Raw genomic sequence first — 21,533 nt, forward strand, 5'->3', positions numbered from 1 at the left:
ATACAAAACCATTGAGAACTGTTATCATTATAGCGGACTCAACCTTGAATAAAGGGAGCTTTACGGCTCGTTTCATTCAAGGCTGAGAACGATTGAAAGGATAAAGGGCGTGTCATGCTTGAACTTGTTACGAAAGCTTCCCGGTTATATGAACATATGGTCAACCCTCAGTCTGGTGATTGTCATTCTGATTTTGATTCCGAATGTGACCATCCTTTTTAATTTCTTCACACAAAAAGCAGAAAATTGGAATCACATCCAGGAATACATCCTTCCTGACCTATTGAAAAATACCGGGTTCCTTATTTTTTTCACCGGAATCCTGACGATCATAATCGGAACCAGTTTAGCATGGATCTTGTCCGCTTATGATTTTCCGATGAAGAAATTCTTTAAATGGGCACTCATTCTTCCATTGGCACTGCCGCCCTATATTGCGGGGTATACCTATAATGGCATACTGAATTACACCGGAGTCATTCAAACTACTCTAAGGAATAAATGGGGACTGGAGGTTGATCAAGTCTATTTTGACATCCTCAACCTTCCAGGAGCCGTTTTCATCTTCACACTGTTTCTCTACCCTTATGTGTATACAATCACGAGAGCTTTTCTGGCCAACCAATCTGCATCATTGATCGAAAATGCCAGACTGCTCGGTCGATCGCCTATGAATATCTTCTTTAAAGTAGTCCTCCCTATTTCACGGGGAGCCATCATCGGAGGCGTCAGTCTGGTCCTACTGGAAGTATTGAACGATTACGGACTCGTCCAATACTTTGGTGTCCCTACATTCAGTACAGCCATCTTTCAGACATGGTTCGGAATGAATGACCTTGCTTCAGCCATTAAGTTATCGGCGACTCTCATGTTTCTTGTTTTCGGGGTGCTTATTTTAGAAAGAATCCTTCGAGGTCGAAAAAAATATGCTGCGACCACAGCCAAGGCGCGCCCCCTCCGCCCTTCACATTTGAAAGGGTGGAGAGCATGGGGAGCTTTCAGTTACTGCGCTTTTATTTTCTTACTTGGATTTCTCATCCCGTTCATTCAATTGGTGGATTGGATGATATTAACCTTTGAAAAGATTGCATCACCGGAATTTACGACCCTCATATGGAATTCACTTTTTGTGTCTTTCGTCGGTGCTCTGTTCATCGTCCTTTTTGCGGTCATCATTGCCAATTTTTCCAGGATGCATCAAAGTGCACTGTCAAAATCAGCAGCCAAAGTAACCATATTAGGCTACTCCATACCGGGAGCTGTCATCGCGGTAGGGATCAGTACCGTATTCATTGGTTTAGACAACGGTATTTCCCGTTTTTATGAAACGACAGGCTTAGAAACCCGTTTATTTTTGAGTACCAGCTTGATCATCCTGATATCTGCCTATATCATCCGCTTCCTTGCGATCGGTTACAACTCCATTGAAGCAGGATTTGATAAAATCGGTAACAAATACACCGAAGCTTCCCGGATGCTCGGGATGAACATGACACGCACATTCTTCAAAGTTGATATAAAAATGATCAAAGCTCCGCTTGTCAGCGGTTTCCTGCTTGCTTTCATAGAAATCATCAAGGAATTGCCCTTAACCTTAATCTTAAGACCGTTTAACTTTGGAACCCTATCGACCAATGCCTTTAAATACGCAAGCGATGAACAAATCCACGAGGCTGCCCTCGCCTCCATCATTATTGTCGTCATCAGCGCCCTCGCCGTTTTTGTCTTTCACCAAGTCTTAGAAAAGGAGTCGAATTGATATGTATGTCCAAATTAAAGACCTCTGTTTCGGATATAGAAGTACCAGCAACATGACGATCCAGCATTTCAATCTGGAAATCGAGCAGGGAGAGATCATCTCCATCCTCGGCGAAAGTGGCAGTGGAAAAAGTACCGTGCTCCGTCTTTTATGCGGGCTCGAAACTCCTTCTCAAGGCATGATAAAAATAGGCAGCCGCATTATGACGGATGAACGCACGTTTGTACTTCCCGAAAAAAGAGGAATCGGCATGGTGTTTCAAGATTATGCCCTCTTTCCACATATGACGGTTCGGGAAAATGTTCAATTCGGATTAAAAAATTGGAAGAGGAAGAAAAGAAACGAGCGTACGGAAGAAGTTCTGGGGCTGGTAAATATGAGTGCCCTTGCCAAAAGGTACCCTCACGAATTGAGCGGAGGACAGCAGCAGCGAATTGCTCTCGCCCGTTCCCTTGCACCTGAACCCTCCCTCCTCCTTTTGGATGAGCCGTTCAGTAATCTGGATGCAGACCTTCAAATTAAAATAAGGACAGAGTTGAAAGATATCATCAAAAAAACAGGGACAACCTCCATCTTTGTTACCCATGACAGAGAAGACTCACGGGCAATTGCTGATCGGATCATTACAATGAGGGACGGCGGCGCACACGACTGGGATTCTTTATGTACGACAACACCTCGGCAGGATCAAAACCATCGTCAGCCTGAGCTCGTTCGACTTAAATAAATGCCTGACCAGAAAAAGCTTGGCTCCCTTTGACGGGAGCCAAGCTTTTTTTAACAATCACGTTTCCAGGGAAGACTGGTACCGAACTTCTCTGCCAGTTCCTTGGATTCTTTTCTTCGATTTTTTCGATGTTCATGGCGCTTCTGAGCATTTTCATGCAGCCACTTTTCTTCTTCAGATTCTGGATAGACGCCTGGGACAGGAGAAGGTTCATTCTTTTCGTCCACAGCTACCATGGACAGGAAAGCTGTCGTACAAACTTTCCGCTCCCCCGTCAAAAGGTTTTCTGTAGTCGCTTTGACGAACACTTCCATAGAAGTATTATGTGTCCACGTAACAAAAGCCTCCAGACAAATCGTGTCACCTTCGAAAACAGGCTGCAGAAAATCTACGGAGTCTGTAGAAGCCGTCACGACCGGCTTTCTGCAGTGTCTGACAGCGGCGATCGCTGCGACATCATCAATATGAGCCATCAATTTCCCACCGAATAACGTACCATGACTATTCGTATCCGGGGGTAATACGTGGGAGCTTTTCACTGTTAATGAATCGATACAAGGTTTGTTTTCCATGCTGTATTTCCTCACTTCCATTATGGAATCGTTCTCTGCTTCCTATTATACCATGATTGCCATCTCTCACTCTTTATCTCTAAATTCTATTTCGAAAATGGCTCCTGATCGATCGCTGCGGTTGTTAGCATGAATCTTTCCACCGCTTCGTTCAATGATCGCCCTGGATATAGCAAGCCCAAGCCCTGTCTCCCCTTCTTTCCCTTTGATAAAACGTTCAAAGAGTTGCGGAAGAAGCTCCTCTGGGATCCCTGCCCCATCGTCCATCACTTTGACTTTATAGGTGCCTTTTCCATATTCTGTCGTTATGGCCACTTTTCCTTCCGCGTGTCTGACAGCGTTGCTTACGATATTGATCATTGCCTGCAGCACCCGTTCTCTATCCACGTATGTGTGAAACGCATGAATATTTTCTGTAATGAGTTCGATCCCTTTTTCCTTCGCCAAGGGAAACAGACGATCCCGTGCCTGGATGATAATTTCCGATATCTCGGCACTTTCTGGATGATAAACATCTTCGCTGCTATCAAGCTTCGCTAACAAAATCATCTCATTGACGATTTTCTTCAAGCGCTCGGTCTCACTCACCATCACATTGAATCCCTTCTCTGCTGCTTCCCCTTCAAACACCCCGTCCCGGATGCCTTCAGCATAGCCCTGAATGGACATGAGGGGCGTTTTCAATTCATGGGAAGCGTTCTGGAAAAATTGCTTTTGTGAATGGATATACCGGGAAAGCTCAGCAGCCATATGTCTGAGGCTTTGTTCGACTTCGCGGACCTCACCTGAAGCCTGGACTTTTTTCACATCCGAGAACTGACGCTTCTCTATTTTTTTCACTTCCTCCTTGAGCTTTGTAAGTGGAGTGACAAGACGCCAGGTCAACACGTAACTCAAGACGATCGCAAGACATAAACCGATGAGGAACACCACAATCATACGGGATGCAAAGACGGACTGGACCGCTTGCAGGTCGTTAAGAGGTGTGGCCATGACGAGGACCTGATTCTCATCCTGACTCACTGGAAAATCGTAGGCAACATACTTCTCTCCCATCGTTTCCCATACTTCCTGATCAACAAGTTCCTCATCATACCTATCCACCCATGAGTAAGCCACCACCGCAGGCATTGTGCGGAATAAGATTTCATTTCTTTCCCGGTCAAATAACAGTATGGGGTAATTCCGATCCTGCAAGAGCTGGGAGAGTTCCGTACTTCGATCCGGATCCTGTTCATTGATAAGATCAACGAGCAGATCCGCCCTCCCTTCCAGTTGCCGTTGTTCATCCTGGATGAGCATATCCATAAGCAAAGAATAAATGAAAAACGCGGTGATCGACATGATGACGATGATTAATGTAGCAAAAGCGGCATTCAGTTGATACAGCAGTTTCATGAACGCTTCTCCCTTAATCGATACCCGTGCCCCCAAACGGTTTCAATCGGAAGATCCTTCATTTTCTTCCTTAACCGTTTCACGAGATCGTCCACGGCACGATCACTTCCGAAATAATCTTCCCCCCATACTTTGACCAACAATTCTTCCCGGGAAAAAGCGCGATTCTCTTGAGAGGCAAGGATTTTAAGCATCTCAAATTCCTTTGTCGTCACTTCCATTTCTTCGCCTCGATAGTAGGCCTGCCTTTCTGCATCGTTCAGCTCCAAGTCCCCGGAAACAATGGTATCCTCCTCTTCTGACGTCTGCTTCATCACCTGCCAGCGCTTCAAGTGACGTTTAGCTCTAGCCACCAATTCCCTCGGACTGAACGGTTTCGTCAAGTAATCATCTCCACCAAGCTCCAGTCCTAATATTTTGTCCACTTCCTCATCCTTAGCCGATATAATAATAATCGGTACTTCTGAGGTCTGTCGGATTTTCTTACAAAATTCATAACCATCCATACCTGGAAGCATAATGTCCAGAATCCAAAATCCGGACTCTGCTCTCTGAAAATCTCCCATGCTTTTTCCGCTGTATCGACAGCTATCACTTGATATCCCTCTTTCTTCAAATACCCTTCCACGATATCTCGAATATTCGGATCATCTTCTACCAGACCAATCAACTGATTCATAGATGAACCCCTCCTCTATCCAAAGCTGCTTTGCCTTCATTCTCTCACATTTTCTTGGATTACTCTTACATTACACACTTTTTCCACAATTACACCAAAGTCATTCCATAACTCTGTCGTAGAATAAAAATTGTCAGAGGGAAACACCAAAGATGAACAGCGAATCTCATGGAAAGGGGCGTCGTTACTCTAATGTTTGATGAACAGAGGCGTAATGATAAGAAACAATACAAACGTTCCGGGTTAGCTTACACTGTTCTGGGTGCCATAGCCGCTGTCTTTCTAGTAACGACTGTGTTTCAGTGGCAGGGTATATCAATAGATATCAACACAGAAAAGCCCACAGCACAGGCCAATGAACTAAATCTTGGAAAAAGCCAGGAAGAAGTGACACAGGCCGTCAATGAAGTATCTGACGCTGTCGTTGGAATCAGCAATATCCAGAATACAGGGCAAGGAGCTGAAAAAGCCGGTACTGGGTCCGGGGTCATCTATAAAAATGAAGGCGGGAAAGCTTTCGTTGCCACCAACCATCATGTCATAGAGAATGCTTCTGAACTTGAAGTGGTCCTGAGTGATGGAACGAAAGTCCAAGCCAAATTAAAAGGCAGTGACCCTTTAACAGACCTGGCCGTTTTACAAATAGATAGCGAACACGTGCAGAAGGTTGCTGAGTTAGGTAACGCCAGTGACGTAGAGGTCGGGCAGACAGCCATTGCCATCGGTAACCCGCTGGGCATGGAGTTCGCAGGGTCCGTAACGAAAGGTATTGTCAGTGGGTTGAACCGTAATATTCCAGTCGATATTAACGGAGACAAGCAGCCGGACTGGCAGACAGAAGTCCTTCAAACCGATGCAGCCATCAACCCTGGAAACAGTGGTGGCGCACTCGTGAACCTGCAAGGTGAAGTCATCGGAATCAACTCGATGAAGATCGCCACAGCGGAAGTGGAAGGCATTGGATTCTCTATCCCTATGGACGTCGCTAAACCTGTCATCGAAGATTTAGAGACAAACGGCGAAGTCCAACGTCCTTACATGGGAGTTTCCCTGCAAGACTTAACCCAAATCCCTAATCCCGTATTGCAGCGCGAATTGGGATTACCAGAAGATGTAACTGAAGGCGTCCTCGTCCAAGGCGTCGAAAAAGGCTCCCCGGCTGATGAAGCAGGTCTCGAAAAATACGATGTCATCACCGCCATCGACGACAAGGAGATCGAATCGCTGATCAGCTTAAGACAGTATCTCTACAACCAAGCACAAGAAGGAGATCAAGCGGAGCTTGAAGTTTACCGTGACGGGAAACCAACCACCGTCCAAATCACGCTAACCTCTCAATAATTGAACAGATATGAAGAATACGTGGTGAAGAAATATTATATAGTGGAAACGCTGATGGAAATTCGACATCCAATAGATATGATCGATCCCCCCTCCAAATAGCTATTCGGTGGAAGAATTCCCTCAGCCTTTCTCGTGTTACAAAGGAAAACCAATACCAAAACAACCTCTCTCAAAAGCCCTGCGCAAAATGCGCAGGGCTTTTTAATATATTCCATGATAGGAGAAGCTTCTTTCAGACTCTGATTACTATAGAATTGGTGATAATAGCCTTGAGATTGCTTCTTTGAAGCGGATCCATTTAGTTCTGGATTGGTAGAGTTTAAACGTGAGTTCTGTTGACTCCACAATGTCTTCATGAAAGCGGTCGGCCAGATCTTTTGCGACTTCAGGATGATACAGAAAGGCGTTTACTTCAAAATTCAAACGGAAACTCCGCACATCGATATTCGCTGTCCCCACAGATGCGATCTTATCATCAACGACGATGGTTTTGGCATGGAGGAAGCCTTTTTGGTAGACATAGATTTTCGCCCCCGCTTTTAACATGTCTCCGATATTTGAGAAAGTGGCCCAATAAACAAAGGGATGATCCGGTTTATTCGGAATCATGATTTTCACATCCACTCCTGAAAGAACGGCTACCCGGAGTGCATCAAGAAGGCTGTCATCCGGAATGAAATAAGGCGTCTGAATGTACACATAATCTTTAGCAGCCAAAATCATTTTCAAATACCCATGTTTGATCTGTTCCCACTCTGAATCTGGACCACTGGAGACAATCTGCATGGCGACGTCGCCTTTCGGTTTGGCTTGATAATATCGCTCTTCATAAACGATATCTCTTCGCGAAGCATGGTTCCAATCCAGGATAAAGCGTGTCTGCATATTGTTGACCGCTTCCCCCTCTACACGCAAATGGGTGTCCCGCCAATATCCGAATCGTTTATTAAAGCCCAAATATTCATCACCGATATTGAACCCGCCTATATAGCCGATTTCACCATCAATGATCGCCAGTTTTCTATGGTTGCGGTAGTTGATTTTCATGTTCACTTTCGGTATCAAAGAAGGGAAAAAGGACTCCACCTGGACCCCGGCTGCTTCCAGGCTGCGTTTATACGAGCGCTTCAAGAGCCTCGAACCCATGTCATCATACAGAAGTTTAACCTCTACCCCCTCTTTCGCTTTCCGTTTCAAGACATCCGCAAGACGATGACCCAGGTTGTCATCTCTTAAAATATAATAAAGCAGGTGGATATGATCTTCTGCTTTTTCAAGATCTTCAATAAGAGCATGAAACTTCTTTTGTCCATCGGTGAAAATTTCAACTTCATTATTTTGAGATAATAGGGCGTCGTTATTCTTAAGATGCATGTAAATTAAATCTTCATAAGGAATGACATCCTTATGCTGGACTTTCAATTCATTCATCTTGATGGCAGTCAATTGTTCTTGGACAGCCGCAAGCAGACCGAGACGGCTTTTTTTATCCCAGGTGAATATTTCTTTATTACTGAGGCGTCGCCCGAAAATTAAATAAAGGAAAAAACCCGCCACGGGGATGAAAAGCAGTACCATCAACCAGGCCCATGTGGCACTGGCATCCCTTCTTTCAAGGAAAATGATGGCTAACGCCAGCAATACGTTCAAGGTCAAGATGATACTTACAAAAATCGGCAGGATGTTCACGTGGCCACCTTCCTTTTTTCAGCAAGAAATTACTGATACAAATATATCATATTCCTTCCTTGTGTTGATTACGACTTGTCTAACAGTCCATAAATTTACAAAAATAGAACGGCTTCGTTAACGTTCCGTTTTACAATTTCAGCCATAAAAAAAAGACAAGCTTTCCTTATAGAATGCTCATCTCTTTTTAGGCTTCCTTATTATCTGGACATCAATATTCCCGCTTCTTCAAGAGCTGTTTCGGCTTCATCAAGAGCCTCCCTGCTGTCAGCAGCTATTGTATGTGTATGAATGCCTCCCGTTAATTCAAGCAGGAAAGAAGCTTTTGTGCTGTTCACCTTTTCAATGAATTTCTTCACATCACGGCGGTTAGAGATCCTCAATCTGGCGGTCAGGTCGCCATAGATCGGATGTTCTACGACTACATCCTGTACGTGGACACCGTGGTCTACCAGAATGTTTAGTTCCTGTTCAGTATCTTCCCCTTGATGCTGACATACGATGGTCCGCTGGAAAGGAAGATCTTCTTTTCCATCCATCATATACATGTATCCCTGGCTTGTCGCGACAATCGGCTCGTTCTTTGCTTTCAGAAGGGAGACGTCCCCGACAATCACCTGCCTGGTCACATTCATTTCCTCAGCAAGAGAACTCCCGGTTACAGGAGCACCTCTTTGTTTCAATAAAGCGAGTATATACTCTCTTCGTTCGTTCGCTTTCATTTTCTTTGAAGATTGACTCATAAACATGACCCCTCCGTGCGATTTACATAAAATTATCTTACCACAATAAACGGGCTTTCAGAAAGTCAGTTTCCAAGTTCAGGAATAGTGATAACCGCTCAAATCCCATTTTTCAATGGAAAAGGTGGTCGCCCCAAGTGACGTGAAGAGGATATGTTCTTCTTCCGCTTGAGGGAATATTCTGGAGGTGAGGACTGTTTCCCCTCCATTGATGAAGACCTCCAGAGATGACTGGTCGATGAATATCCGAAGGCTAGTCAACCCTTCATCTACTTTCACCCTGCGGAATTCTGTCTTGGACCTATCTCCCAGTTGGGGCCTTGATAAAGTGATGACCCCGCCCTTATAACTTAAAGAAGCATATTGGAAAAGCTCGATTGCGAACATATCATCCAGGTTATCGATTTCGATATTCAGCTCAATCGACCGTCCCTGGACACCTCTTATCGCTTTTTGATCATTTTCAATGGTGACCGATGAATGAAGAAGGACAGGTCCCCGCATCGATGCGAGTTCATCTACTGGTTTTTGTAGAAGTTTATCCCCTTCCCATTTCAATTCACGAGGTATTGTGAGGCAGTGGACCCAATTATGTTCCAAGGTCGGATGTGCCTGTTCATATTGATCCGGGACTCCCATCCAACCGAACAGCAGCCTTCTCCCCTGTTCATCCTGCGTAGTTTGAGGTGCATAAAATTCAAACCCATGATCCAGTTCATGAAAAGCCCCATGCCGGAATTCTCCGTCTGTCTCATCCAACTTTCCGATAAAGTAGCCGCTCTGATATGTATTGGCATAATCCATCCCTTCAGCTTCAAGCCCTTGAGGACATACAAGAAGCACTTCTTTTCCATCCAGTTCAAAATAGTCCGGGCATTCCCACATATACCCGAAATCGCCGAGGCCGCCTTCTGCACTTCCTGCAATCGGTCCAACATGCTCCCATGTCCGGAGGTCACGGGAACGAAACAACACAGCCTTGCCCTGCCTTTCCTTCGTTTGGGCGCCGACTACCATATACCATTCGTCACCCTTCCGCCATACCTTAGGGTCTCTGAAATGGCTCGTATAACCTTCCAAGGGTTCTATGACAACTCCCTGTTTTTCAAAATGGACACCGTCGTATGAGGTAGCCAGGCATTGGTACTCCCGTTCAGGTCCCTCTTCTCCTTCCACATTCCCTGTATAGAATAAGTACAGTTGACCCTCATGGACAATGGCACTCCCAGAATAAACGCCATCTTTATCAAACCAGTCAGAAGGCGTGAGCGCAACCTCCTCATGCTTCCAATTCACAAGATCCTGAGAGGTGTAATGACCCCAGAACTTTGCACCGTGGGTCGTATCAAAAGGCATCCATTGATAAAAAAGATGATACATCCCCTGCCATTGGACAAATCCATTGGGGTCATTCAACAACCCTGCCGGAGGCATATGGTGATAGTTTTGTCGGTAAGGACATGCTTCTACGTTCTCCTTATGGTCCTGCATTTGTTTTTCTGCATCTTTTCTTAGTTGTGCATCGTTTTGAGACATTCTGTAGATCCTCCTTTAATCCGTTCCGTATTCCTTCCTGCCCCATTATAAAACATCATGATCGCAGCTGCCATGAAACCCTTCTTTTCCTATAAACTTTCTACATATGTAACGCCTTTTTTGAAGAGGCTCTGTTAAAGTTGAGTGTTGATACAAATATAAAAAAGGAACTTCCATTTTTATATTTGGCTTATTCAACGAAAGCGCCCTTTTCTTGAAGACTCAGCTTCGAGATGTTTGTGTGATTCTAGGGGCTCGAAACTACTTTGAAAAGGATGAGCTTGAATGGTTGAGGTTTAAACATCTGTATGGATTCGTAAGTTTCCAATTCTTCTCCCCTAGGCGGGCAGATCGTGCGTAGTATCAAGCATTTGCGTATGCTAAACGTTCATGGGGTAGAGATGATATCATTCACTTCTCTTACCCATACAAGCTGATTTTTTAAGTAGTGGTTTCGAGAGACTTATATGGCAAAGGGGCGGAGGGGAATGGCGAGACTCCTGCGGGAAGAGAGCGCTTGGTGAGACCCCGCAGGACGTAGTCCGAGGAGGCTCACCGCGCTCCCGCGGAAAGCGAGTCATTCCCCGCAGCCCTATCCACCACACAGAAATCTCGAAATTTGGAAATAAATTCTCTTTTACCATCCCATCATTCATTGTCACTTCCATCCGTTGATGCAAAGATCAACACTGAACTTTAACAGAGCCTGTGAAGAAGAAGCCTGAAGTATCAGGACACTTCAGGCTTCGTTTGTCATGATTTCGTTTTAAGTGTCACAATCGTTGACTCTCCTGCGGAAGCACCGTCGCTATAGGACGGATCGAATTGTTCAACAACATCGTCATAGTTGGTAATGACGACGGGAGTGATCGTGCTCTTCGCTTTCTCTTTGACCAGATCCATATCAAAAGTGATCAAATGGTCGCCGGCATTCACTTTGTCTCCTGTTTTAATATGCCCTTCAAATCCTTCCCCTTCCATCGATACCGTTTCGAGACCGATATGGACAAGGACTTCCACCCCTGATTTCGTTTTAATTCCTACGGCGTGATTGGTTGGAAAGAGCTGTACAATTTCTCCCGCCACAGGACTGACCACTTTTCCATCTGTCGGTTCGACAGCCACCCCGTCTCCCATCATTCGTTGGCTAAATACAGGGTCATCCACGTCGTCCAATGGAACGACTTTACCGCTCACAGGAGCAACCAGCTGTTCCTCGACACTTTTATTGCCACCAAATAATTTCTTTAACATCACTTCATCGTCCCTTCTATGTTTATTAAAGCTGTTAGCCATGTTCATCGTTACTCTAGTTACTACTTTTCCCCATGTGAGGACGGCTAAACACAGGAAACCCTCTGGAGCGTATGTTTACATTCCCTGAAATTTCACCATGCACCTAGGGATAGGAGAAGATTGAGGTATTCGGAAAATAAAAAAGAGCTCTATACTTTGAACTATACCCCGAATAATGGACACTGATAAAAAAGTGCCCTTATTCGGGGTTTTTTGTGTTTCATGACCTCGATTGTCCATTTATAATCGAATTAACTAATGCGAGCGAGGGATAAACATGCCTAAGATTATTTTTACTGAATCACAAAGAAGAGAACTTGAGTCCAACCCAAACATCTTAAGAGTTTCAGATCGATCCATCACCTATTCTCCTGATTTCAAAGTGAAAGCTGTGAAGGAAAACGAGAAAGGGAAAGGACCTCACCAAATCTTTGTCGAACATGGATTCGATCTCTCTATTATTGGTGTTAAAAAGCCAAAACAATGTATAAAGCGCTGGCGTGAAACGTTTCAGAAGTACGGAGAAGATGGGTTTTACACCGAACGCCGAGGGAAAAGTGCGACAGGGCGCCCCTCATCAAAAGAGCTTTCCTCTGAAGATAAGCTGAAGAAAGCAGAAGCGCGCATTGCGTATCTAGAGGCGGAGCTGGACTTCGTAAAAAAGCTCGACGAACTCGAAAGGCAGGCGAAGAAGAACAAGTAACGACATCAGAAAAATTTCAGCTTATTGAACAAATGGTAAGAGATCATAATTTCCCAGAGTTGGTCCAATATTTTTGTGAGTTAGCGGGCGTCAGTCGCTCTGGTTATTATAATTGGTTAAAATCAGAAGGTACCCGCGCAAAAAGAGAGCAGAAAGATGAGGCGGATTACAAGCTGATTAAGAACGTGTATATCCGGAAAAATGGAAAAGTGGGAGCCCTCCAAATCAAAATGATTTTAGAGAACGAAGAGAACGTTGTGATGAACCATAAGCGTATCCGCCGTATTATGAAGAAGTACAGTCTGGTGTGCCGTATTCGGAGATCAAACCCTTATAAGCAAATCGCTCAAGCAACACAAGAGCATAAGACGTGCGAGAATAAATTGGAGCGTCAATTCGATCAACAAGAACCACACAAAGTCCTTCTAACAGATATTACCTATATCTACTATGCGAAAGGGAAGAAAGCTTATTTATCCGTAATTAAAGATGGCGCAACAAGAGAAATACTAGCTTATCATCTTTCAACATCCTTAAAGATGGACATTGTGTACACGACGCTTGATAACTTAATGGAACGCGAAGACTTTATTCCCCACCCAGACTGTCTTATCCATTCCGACCAGGGCGTGCACTATACGCATCCGGAATTCCAAAAGAAAGTCAGTAATCTAGGTTTGGATCAGTCGATGTCCCGTCGCGGTAACTGTTGGGATAATGCCCCGGTGGAGTCCTTCTTCGGGCACATGAAAGATGGGATAGATTTTAAAACATGCACTTCTGTTTTTGAAGTCAAGCAAGCGATTGAAGAATACATGGAGTATTACAATGAAGGTCGATATCAGTGGTCCTTACAAAAAATGACCCCGGTACAATACCGAGGTCACCTACTAGCAGCCTAGCACTTTTTATTAAACTGTCCATTTTTGAGGTTACAGTTCACTTTGCACTAGAGCTCCTCTCCTTCCATATAAACTTTACGATTCATCAAGGGCAAGCTTGAGATCTTCCCATAAATCATCGACAGCTTCAAGTCCTGCAGACAGGCGGATCAACGAGTCACCGATTCCCATTTCCTGTCTCTTATCTTCCGGGACAATGGCATGGGTCATAGTGGCAGGGTGTTGAATTAATGTCTCAGCATCCCCAAGGCTGACAGCAATTTGAATTAAGCTCAGTCGATCCATGTACTGCTGCGCTTCCTCTTTACCTCCAGCAATCTCAAAAGCCAGTACACCGCCTCCTGTCTTCATCTGCTTTTGGACAATCAGAGACTGATGGTTTCCTTCAAGTCCAGGATAATACACACGCTTCACTTTGGGGTGGGTCTCCAGCCTTCGGGCGAGCTCATCTGCATTTTGACTATGGCGGTCCATACGGACATGCAGGGTCTTCAAACCCCGCAGCAGAAGCCAGGCATCGAAAGGGGAAAGGACTCCTCCAATATCTTTTTGCTGTGACATGGCCAGTTCATCCATGAACGACTTTTTCCCAACAACAAGCCCGGCAATTACATCTCCATGCCCACCGATGTATTTGGTCGCACTGTGCAGGACGATGTCACAACCAAGGTCGAGGGGACGCTGCAAGTACGGGGTGCAGAAGGTATTGTCGACCACAACAGGAATCCCATACTCTTCTGCCACTTGTGCCACCATCTCTAAATCTATGATTTTCATTGTAGGGTTGATCGGTGTCTCAATAAATATACAGCGGGTCTCTGAGGTTATTCTCTCCCTCACATCCTGGTCTGTTTCCATATAACTGAAATCATGAGTAATGCCATATTTTTCTTCAAACATCTTCAATAATCCATACGTACATCCGTAGAGTCCGTTCGAACATAGGACATGATCCCCCGCTTTCGTCAAGGCCATTAACACAGCGGAGACAGCTGCCATTCCTGAAGCGAAAGCAAGCCCGCGCTCCCCGCCTTCAAGGACCGCAATTCGATCTTCCAATATCTTTACCGTCGGATTGCCGAGCCGGGTATAAATATAACCTTCTTCTTCCCCTGCAAATCTTCTTTCTCCTTCAGCTGCAGATGAGAAAGAAAAGGTGGAAGTTTGGAAGATTGGTGTCGTCAAACTTCCATCATACTTCTGTACTTGTTCATGGCTATGGATCATTGTTGTTTCTATCCGCTTTTCTTTGTTTTTCAAAACGGTCTTCCCCCTTCACATTGTAAGCGTTTTCAATTTATTTTAACAAAAGAAGGAGAAAAAGACCTCCTTCTTAACTACTATATTCAACCGTTTGACCTGTGTTCGAACGAACCTTCCTGCCATGAAGAAGGAAGTAGATTCCGACGGCTCCGAAAACGAGAAATGAACTGTTAAAATAAAGCGATGAAAAACCGATGCCGGTTGCCACAGCACCTACGAGGTAGGATCCGGCTCCGATCCCGATATCAAAAATGGTGAAAAAAGTAGCCGTGGCCGAACCTGCTCGATCAGGCACTTTTTTCAAAGCGATCGTCTGAAGACTGGGGACAATTGTTCCCCATCCGAGACCGATCAATCCCCCGGCCAGCAGGAGCACAAAAGACGTCTCAGCAAAACTCAAGATCATCATCCCCGATCCAAATATTACGATAGCAGGAATAACTATGATATTTTCTCCATATTGATCGAACCACCTTCCCGTAAATGGACGGGAGAGCAGCAGCACCACAGCATAAACGACAAAGAAATAAGAAGCCGCTTCGGCAAGGCCGAGCTGGTTGGCATAGACAGAAACAAAGGAGAGCACCCCGGCATAAGCAAGAGCCATGACGGCTCCAGTTAAAGCTATTGGCAGAACTGGTTTTTCCAAAATTCCCCGCAGGTTCGGAACAATACTCTTCTTCATGCTCGCCTGAGCTTTTTCCAAACGTACGAAGAGGATGGTCAATAGAGCCGAAGCAGAAAGTCCGGCACATACTATAAACATGAGGGTGAAATTGGTTTTTTGAATCAACGTAAGGCCTAAGTACGGGCCAATCACCATGGCAGCATTCATAGACATGGCGAAATAACCAAGCCCTTCTCCTTTTCTACGGTCTGGGACAACGTCAGCAGCAATCGCCCCGAGTGCGGTTGTCCCCATTCCGAAACCAATCCCCTGAATGAACCGGATGGCAAGAAGTAGAGATAAAGAGTCGAACCATAGGTATAAGAAAGCACTACCTAAAAAAATACTTAAAGCCGTCACAGCAACAGGTTTACGACCAAACGATTCCACCCATTGTCCAGAGAGAGGACGAATCATGATGGCCGCGAGCAGGAATACGGTAATGACTAATCCTGCCTCCCCTTCTGCTACTCCAAGCGCTTCCATCGTATAAATCGGCATCGTAACAAACATCAAGTAAAAGACTAAGAATACCAGAAAATTCCCTGTACATATGTTAAGGAAACTAGCTGTCCATAAACGAGGCTTTTTCTCCATTAATTTCTCCCTCTTTCTTGTTCTATGATCTGCGACAGTGTTCGAACATGACGGTCCAATTCTTGTTCCTTACGCTTCCCATATTGTTGGAGTACTCGGACCTCCGCTTTTTGAATCGCTTGTTTCCATACCGGGAAACGCTCGTTCCCCGCCTTCGTCAATGTAATATCATTCGTTCGCTGATCGAAACTTTTCCTTTTTTTTATATATCCAAGGGCTTCAAGCTTCGTAATGACTCTGGACAAAGGTGGAGCCTCGATGTTCAAACGGTCTTTCAATTCGGCCTGGGTCATCCCTCCTCCATTGGTATGCAGTTGAAAAAGTACCGCCCAATGGGACATATAAATATCTTCTTCCTTTAAGCTCTCATTCAAATATTGGTTCACATTCCGAGACAATTGTTGAATATGGTGAAAGATTAAACTCATCTGAACCACCCTTTCATTACCTAGGTAACGATTTAACTAAAAAAAGAGCTCTCCTCTTGAGAGCGCCTTCCGTCATGCTATCATACTCATTCAATCTCAGCTATTCCGAGGGATGGTTGTTGAAGTGTTCCTGATAGAGCTGTTCCGACCAGGTGATAGCTTGACCATACACTTCAAACACTTCTGAATACGACAACTTCCATTCCTCCAGGTGTCTTTCCAGCCATTCAAAATCAGCAGTCTCCATTCCAATTGCCAAATCGAGAACCTGCCGATACATATTCCTTTCTCCTTGAAGCGCTTGTTTTATTTCTTCATCCAGAGGGAGAGTAGGAATGACTTCATGAACCGGCCGTTGAGTGATCACATCGATCAATGACATGAATCCGGTCAGAAAACATCCATCCGCTTTCTTATTCTCCCTTATCCTGATCGCGATCTGCTCACATAACTTGGCCCGGACCAGGCTGGACTTGATAACCAGCTGGGATTGTGTAGAGGTGATGGTCGTCGTTTGTTCGATGGATAATACATACAGCCACTTTTTCAACCCTTCTGTTCCGAGCAGCATGACCGCTTGTCTGATCGATTGAATCGGCACCCTCGTCCTTTGCTGGGAAGAATTAATCAAACGTAGTAATTTGTAGGTAAGAGCCAGATCCTGCTCCATGATTTCGGTCACTTTTTCAATATTGATGTTCTCTTCAGAACTTGTAAGCTCTTTGATCATTTGTAAATATGTCGAGGTGAGAAACGGGATATCCATCCCTTTGACGATGACGGGCTTGCTGAAATAGAAGCCTTGGAACAGAGTGAACCCCTCTTTAATGCAGCGTTGATGCTCTTCGTGAGTTTCCACCTTTTCTGCTAACAGCGTAAGTCCATACTCCTCGCCCAGTTTTATAATCCGTTCTCTGTTCTCATCCGTCACAGCACGAAGATCCACTTTAATGATGTCCACATAATGAAGCAGCTCATATAAAGAAGGACGATCGATATCAATAATATCATCGAGGGCAATCAAGTACCCTTTTTCCTTCAAGGTTCTGCACACTCTAATAAGGTCCAGGCTGAAGGAAACGTGCTCCAGAATTTCCACGACGAGCTGTTCAGAATTGAAGTATTCAGGCACTTTTTCGAGCAGGAGGTCTTCCGTGAAATTGATAAAGCAGGGTTTATTGTTGGAAAGACGATCCAGGCCAATGGTTACAAAACTATTCATCAATACTTCTGAAGTGGCCTGGCTTCCATCCATCGGTACGAACCGATTTTCCTCACTGTTTCGATACAGCAGTTCATAAGCATATACTTCATTCTTATCTGTCAAAATCGGCTGCCGCGCGACGAATACTTCCATCTGTTTACCACCTTCGTACGATTCTTCCCATCTTGTTCAATTATACTACAAAGCCTATGTGTTGTTAATTTTTCCATGGAAAAATACATGAAACCGTATGGGAAGGAAAGACTGAAAGAAACGAGTCATTCAGGAGGGAAATTATGGAGCACCACGAGAAATGGACGCACCCTGAACCTTTATGGCGGGAAAACATGTCACTACCGACATTTGAAGCTCTGCGTGAAGACACATCAACAGAGGTGGCTGTTGTCGGAGGTGGAATTACCGGTATTACAACCGCTTATCTTTTGGCTAAAGAAGGAAAGAAAGTCACCCTCATCGAAGCGGACGAATTGTTGAATGGTACTACAGGCCACACAAGCGCCAAAGTGACCGCCCAACATGGGTTGATTTACCATGAACTGCTGAAGCATTTTGGTGAAGAAGAAGCTTCCTTGTACTATCAGGCCCAAATGAGTGCATTGAAATCCATGGAAGAATGGGTCGACAAGTATAAGATTGACTGCGATTGGGTGAAAGAGGATGCCTATCTTTTCGCTACGACGAAAAAAGGTGCCCATAAGCTCGACAAAGAATATGAAGCTTACCATAAACTTTCCATTCCAGGATCTGTAACAGAAGCGCTCCCTTTTGATATGGAAGCAAAGAAAGCCCTTCGTATGAAAGACCAGGCACGGTTCCACCCTTTAAAATACATGGACTCTCTCCTTGAGGAATTCACGAAATTGGGCGGCGAAGTTTATGAACACACAAAAGCGACGGATGTCACCGAGAAAGACAGGATTGAAATTCAAACAGGATCCGGACATACGTTGTCCTGCGAGACGTTGATTTCGTGCAGTCACTTTCCTTTTTACGACGGAAAAGGATTTTATTTCAGTCGTATGTATGCCGAACGTTCTTATATCATCGCCATTGAACCAGAAAAAGAGATTCCTGAAGGGATGTACTTGTCGGTAGATGAACCGAAACGATCCATCAGGTCGGCGGACTATAAAGGCACCCCTGTTCTTTTGATAGGCGGTGAAAGTCATAAAACCGGACAGGGTGTGGATACCTCCTTCCATTACCATGCACTGGAAGAGTTTGCAGCCGAGACGTTCGGCATCAAACAGAAACTGTTCCAATGGTCCGCCCAGGATCTCACAACACTCGATAAAGTTCCATACATCGGACCGATCACCCGGAACAATGACCGGATTATAATCGCTACCGGCTTCCGAAAGTGGGGGATGACCAACGGTACACTCGCGGCGCAATTGATTTGTGATTATGTTCGTGGGGAAGAATCACTGTTCCATCCTCTCTTTAAACCAACACGCTTCAAGACTGATCCTAGTATGAAGCAATTCTTATCCCAGAACTTTGATGTTGCCACTCATTTGGTAGAAGGGAAACTTGAACTTGTAGCCGAACGCCCCCATGCTCTTAATAAAGGAGAAGGCATGGTTGTCCAATGGCGGGGGGAACGTGCGGGTGCCTACAGGGATGAGGAAGGAAAGCTTCATGTCCTTGATACGACGTGCACTCATATGGGCTGTGAAGTCGAGTGGAATAGTGGGGAACATACGTGGGATTGTCCTTGTCATGGATCCCGTTTTTCTTATGACGGAACCGTCGTCGAAGGTCCTGCCGATCAACCGTTAATGAGAATTGCTTTGGAAGAATCAGAAGACATTCCGTCTCCTATCGACAAAGACGTTCAAAATGAACAAGGAAAACAAATATAATATCACGGCCCATTTCGGGGCCGTGATTTTTTACCTTCTGTAAGGAATCAGTGATATAATGAAGCGGATCTATAAAATTTTCCATCTGCGAAAGGGTTCTCATCATGAATGAAGAAAGACTGGGGATTATTTATACAGCGGGAGCCTACATATTATGGGGCATCCTCCCGATCTATTGGAAACTCATCCAGGAAATACCTGCATTCGAAATCCTCGCCCACCGTATTGTCTGGTCCTTCTTCTTTATGGGGCTGATCATTGCAGCAGCGAGAAAACATAAAGACTTTCTTAAAGAATGCCGGAAGATCCTCAAACATAAAAAACAGCTGGTCGGCATCACACTCGCTTCTGTGACAATCAGCATCAACTGGGTCACTTACATACTTGCTGTCAATACCAACCATGTGGTTGAAGCCAGCCTCGGATATTACATCAATCCACTCGTGAGTATTTTGCTTGGAATGATCTTTTTAAAAGAAACCTTCTCAAAAGCTCAGTGGCTCGCTTTTTTACTTGCGGGACTCGGTGTGTTTTACATGACCATCAACTTCGGGTCCGTTCCATGGCTTGCCCTGCTGCTTGCTTTCAGCTTCGGGACATACGGCCTTTTGAAAAAGTTAGTACCGTTGAATGCCATGTTCGGTCTGACAATCGAAACGCTGATCGTCATGCCGATCGCTATGACTTACCTCCTCCAGCAGCAGTCGGGGCAATGGGCAGAGATTCAACTGATGTCATGGACTTCGATGCTCGTCTTCGGAGCCGGCATCGTTACAGCTATCCCTCTTCTGCTGTTTTCCGCAGGAGCCAAAAGAATCCCTCTCTCGATGGTCGGATTTCTCCAATATTTCGCACCGACCATTATGCTCGTCATCGGGATCTTTATGTATGGAGAGCCTTTTACCAGCGTCCACGCTGTATCCTTCACGCTCATCTGGTCAGGGCTTGCCGTCTATACCGTCACACGGATGAAACGACTGAAAAAATACGAAGCGAAAGCCAGTTAAAAAGGTTGGGCGTTTACGCCCAACCTTTTTCTGCCCCTTCGCATCCATGTACAATCTCGTTACCAACTGAGATAAGCGGCCGCATCCTTGCCTGAGAGGTACGCACTTTCAAATCTAGTGCGTCCAGCCTCGTCCGTTAACCTTAAAAAAGCATCGCCTGCGACGACCAACCTTCCATCTCCTGAAAGATCAACATAGGACTGCCTCATGACTTTTTTCGCCTGCGCATACCGCCACCTTTTCAACTGTTCCGACTCAAGATGATCCCAATTCAGATAGTCCGCAGCTTTTTCTTTAATCAAGGACATGACATAGTCCTCCCCGTAATGTTTGCGGGACCATTCAGCTTCCATATACACGCTGACGACCGTGTCATCGGAAATTCCTTTTTTTCGATGGTCTACGACACGTTCCATACCTTCAGGAAGGCCGACATCAACATGACCATCCTCCGGGAGATCCGTTTCCTGATTGAATTGAAAAATCCCTACGTATGTCGGTTCGAAGTATATGTTTCTAATTTGTTTCAACTCTTCTTCATCGACTTCCACTTCACTCTTTTTCAATAATTCAATGATCTGCGGGGCCGGTATCGTCAACAGAACTTTGTCCGACTGCCATTCCTTTCCGTCTTCACTGTACAAGCGGTACCCTCCATCCATCTCAAGCAGTTTGACTACTTTCGTATGTAAGGATACCGGAACGCCTTCCGCCAATTGCTTTGCCAAGCCGTTCATCCCTTCAACCGCTGTATAGCGCGGGTACTTATCCCCAAACCACCGCTTGATCCATTGTTGATCCAGCCAGTTCTGAACTTCTTCCTCTAACTCTTCAGTTCTTACTGTGAAAAACTGAGCCCCATGATCGGCCCTTCCTTCTGCAACCCTTCTAGTGGCCAAACGACCACCCACGCTCTTGCTTTTATCCGTCAACAACAAGTTTTCTCTTCCTTGCTTCATTAATCGGCGTGCTGCGGTAATTCCTGCCAGCCCCGCCCCGATAATCGTAATTTCATAATGTTCCATCAGAACCCCTCCATCCTACGATTTCTCAACCATTCCCATTTCTATAACCTGAAAAACAAAACCTTTAATGTGCAGAAAAAAAGAACATCCTCACGATGAGAGGATGCT

18 protein-coding genes are annotated in these 21,533 nt (G+C 45.1%); 6 read left to right on the plus strand and 12 right to left on the minus strand.

The window, feature by feature from the left end; genetic code table 11:
* The first annotated feature begins 148 nt into the window (after positions 1–148).
* Both ACXADE_RS18135 and ACXADE_RS18140 read left to right on the plus strand, forming a co-directional pair.
* A complete protein-coding gene (locus ACXADE_RS18135) occupies positions 149–1,759 on the plus strand; it encodes an ABC transporter permease (RefSeq protein WP_474982269.1) in 1,611 nt (536 codons plus the stop codon).
* Position 1,760: 1 nt separating this feature from the next.
* Positions 1,761–2,486, plus strand: coding sequence for an ABC transporter ATP-binding protein (locus ACXADE_RS18140; protein ID WP_474981821.1), 726 nt, complete (start codon positions 1,761–1,763; stop codon positions 2,484–2,486).
* 50 nt (positions 2,487–2,536) lie between these two features.
* Here the strand turns inward: ACXADE_RS18140 and ACXADE_RS18145 are convergent, their stop codons facing one another.
* The 3 genes from ACXADE_RS18145 to ACXADE_RS18155 all read right to left on the minus strand — a co-directional run bounded on the left by ACXADE_RS18145 (position 2,537) and on the right by ACXADE_RS18155 (position 5,022).
* Positions 2,537–3,058, minus strand: coding sequence for an acyl-CoA thioesterase (locus ACXADE_RS18145; protein ID WP_474981822.1), 522 nt, complete (start codon positions 3,056–3,058; stop codon positions 2,537–2,539).
* A gap of 66 nt (positions 3,059–3,124) precedes the next feature.
* Positions 3,125–4,456 carry a sensor histidine kinase gene (locus tag ACXADE_RS18150; protein ID WP_474981823.1) on the minus strand — a complete coding sequence of 444 codons (1,332 nt, stop codon included), beginning with the start codon at positions 4,454–4,456 and terminating at the stop codon, positions 3,125–3,127.
* On the minus strand, positions 4,453–5,022 hold the full coding sequence (locus ACXADE_RS18155; RefSeq protein ID WP_474981824.1) for a response regulator transcription factor: 570 nt from the start codon (positions 5,020–5,022) through the stop codon (positions 4,453–4,455). The genes ACXADE_RS18150 and ACXADE_RS18155 overlap by 4 nt, the downstream gene beginning before the upstream one ends.
* Positions 5,023–5,327: 305 nt before the next feature.
* Here ACXADE_RS18155 and ACXADE_RS18160 point away from each other — a divergent pair, with 305 nt between their 5' ends.
* The gene (locus ACXADE_RS18160; RefSeq protein ID WP_474981825.1) at positions 5,328–6,476 is read left to right on the plus strand and encodes a S1C family serine protease; all 1,149 of its coding nucleotides are present in this window, start codon (positions 5,328–5,330) and stop codon (positions 6,474–6,476) included.
* A 249-nt stretch (positions 6,477–6,725) separates the two neighbouring features.
* Here ACXADE_RS18160 and cls read toward each other — a convergent pair whose 3' ends face one another.
* The 4 genes from cls to ACXADE_RS18180 form a co-directional block, all read right to left on the minus strand.
* Positions 6,726–8,168: a cardiolipin synthase gene (cls, locus tag ACXADE_RS18165; RefSeq protein ID WP_474981826.1), complete on the minus strand. Its 1,443-nt coding sequence runs from the start codon at positions 8,166–8,168 to the stop codon at positions 6,726–6,728.
* 200 nt (positions 8,169–8,368) lie between these two features.
* Positions 8,369–8,911 (minus strand): 3H domain-containing protein, encoded by a 543-nt coding sequence (locus ACXADE_RS18170; RefSeq protein WP_474981827.1) that lies wholly within the window; start codon positions 8,909–8,911, stop codon positions 8,369–8,371.
* A gap of 78 nt (positions 8,912–8,989) precedes the next feature.
* Entirely contained in the window at positions 8,990–10,447 is a 1,458-nt protein-coding gene (locus ACXADE_RS18175) for a glycoside hydrolase family 32 protein (protein WP_474981828.1), read from the minus strand.
* A gap of 753 nt (positions 10,448–11,200) precedes the next feature.
* Positions 11,201–11,701, minus strand: a complete 501-nt coding sequence (locus ACXADE_RS18180) for a PTS sugar transporter subunit IIA (protein WP_474981829.1) — start codon at positions 11,699–11,701, stop codon at positions 11,201–11,203.
* Between the two features lie 319 nt (positions 11,702–12,020).
* Between ACXADE_RS18180 and ACXADE_RS18185 the strand changes: the two genes are divergently transcribed.
* A protein-coding gene (locus ACXADE_RS18185; protein ID WP_474979588.1) for an IS3 family transposase occupies positions 12,021–13,348 on the plus strand; the annotation gives its coding sequence in 2 pieces (ribosomal slippage) (positions 12,021–12,393 and positions 12,393–13,348; 1,329 coding nt in all).
* Positions 13,349–13,423: 75 nt separating this feature from the next.
* Here the strand turns inward: ACXADE_RS18185 and megL are convergent.
* The 4 genes from megL to ACXADE_RS18205 form a co-directional block, all read right to left on the minus strand.
* Positions 13,424–14,608 (minus strand): methionine gamma-lyase, encoded by a 1,185-nt coding sequence (megL, locus tag ACXADE_RS18190; RefSeq protein WP_474981830.1) that lies wholly within the window; start codon positions 14,606–14,608, stop codon positions 13,424–13,426.
* A gap of 73 nt (positions 14,609–14,681) precedes the next feature.
* Positions 14,682–15,875: an MFS transporter gene (locus tag ACXADE_RS18195; protein WP_474981831.1), complete on the minus strand. Its 1,194-nt coding sequence runs from the start codon at positions 15,873–15,875 to the stop codon at positions 14,682–14,684.
* Positions 15,875–16,303 carry a MarR family winged helix-turn-helix transcriptional regulator gene (locus tag ACXADE_RS18200; protein ID WP_474981832.1) on the minus strand — a complete coding sequence of 143 codons (429 nt, stop codon included), beginning with the start codon at positions 16,301–16,303 and terminating at the stop codon, positions 15,875–15,877. The genes ACXADE_RS18195 and ACXADE_RS18200 overlap by 1 nt, the downstream gene beginning before the upstream one ends.
* A gap of 100 nt (positions 16,304–16,403) precedes the next feature.
* Positions 16,404–17,660, minus strand: a complete 1,257-nt coding sequence (locus tag ACXADE_RS18205) for an EAL and HDOD domain-containing protein (protein WP_474981833.1) — start codon at positions 17,658–17,660, stop codon at positions 16,404–16,406.
* 143 nt (positions 17,661–17,803) lie between these two features.
* Between ACXADE_RS18205 and ACXADE_RS18210 the strand changes: the two genes are divergently transcribed.
* Positions 17,804–19,393 (plus strand): FAD-dependent oxidoreductase, encoded by a 1,590-nt coding sequence (locus tag ACXADE_RS18210; protein ID WP_474981834.1) that lies wholly within the window; start codon positions 17,804–17,806, stop codon positions 19,391–19,393.
* A gap of 104 nt (positions 19,394–19,497) precedes the next feature.
* Positions 19,498–20,400, plus strand: coding sequence for an EamA family transporter RarD (gene rarD / locus ACXADE_RS18215; protein ID WP_474981835.1), 903 nt, complete (start codon positions 19,498–19,500; stop codon positions 20,398–20,400).
* A gap of 59 nt (positions 20,401–20,459) precedes the next feature.
* Here the strand turns inward: rarD and ACXADE_RS18220 are convergent, their stop codons facing one another.
* Positions 20,460–21,425, minus strand: coding sequence for an NAD(P)/FAD-dependent oxidoreductase (locus ACXADE_RS18220; RefSeq protein ID WP_474981836.1), 966 nt, complete (start codon positions 21,423–21,425; stop codon positions 20,460–20,462).
* Positions 21,426–21,533: the final 108 nt, after the last annotated feature.

Source organism: Halobacillus sp. ABR2_026, from assembly GCF_056158545.1.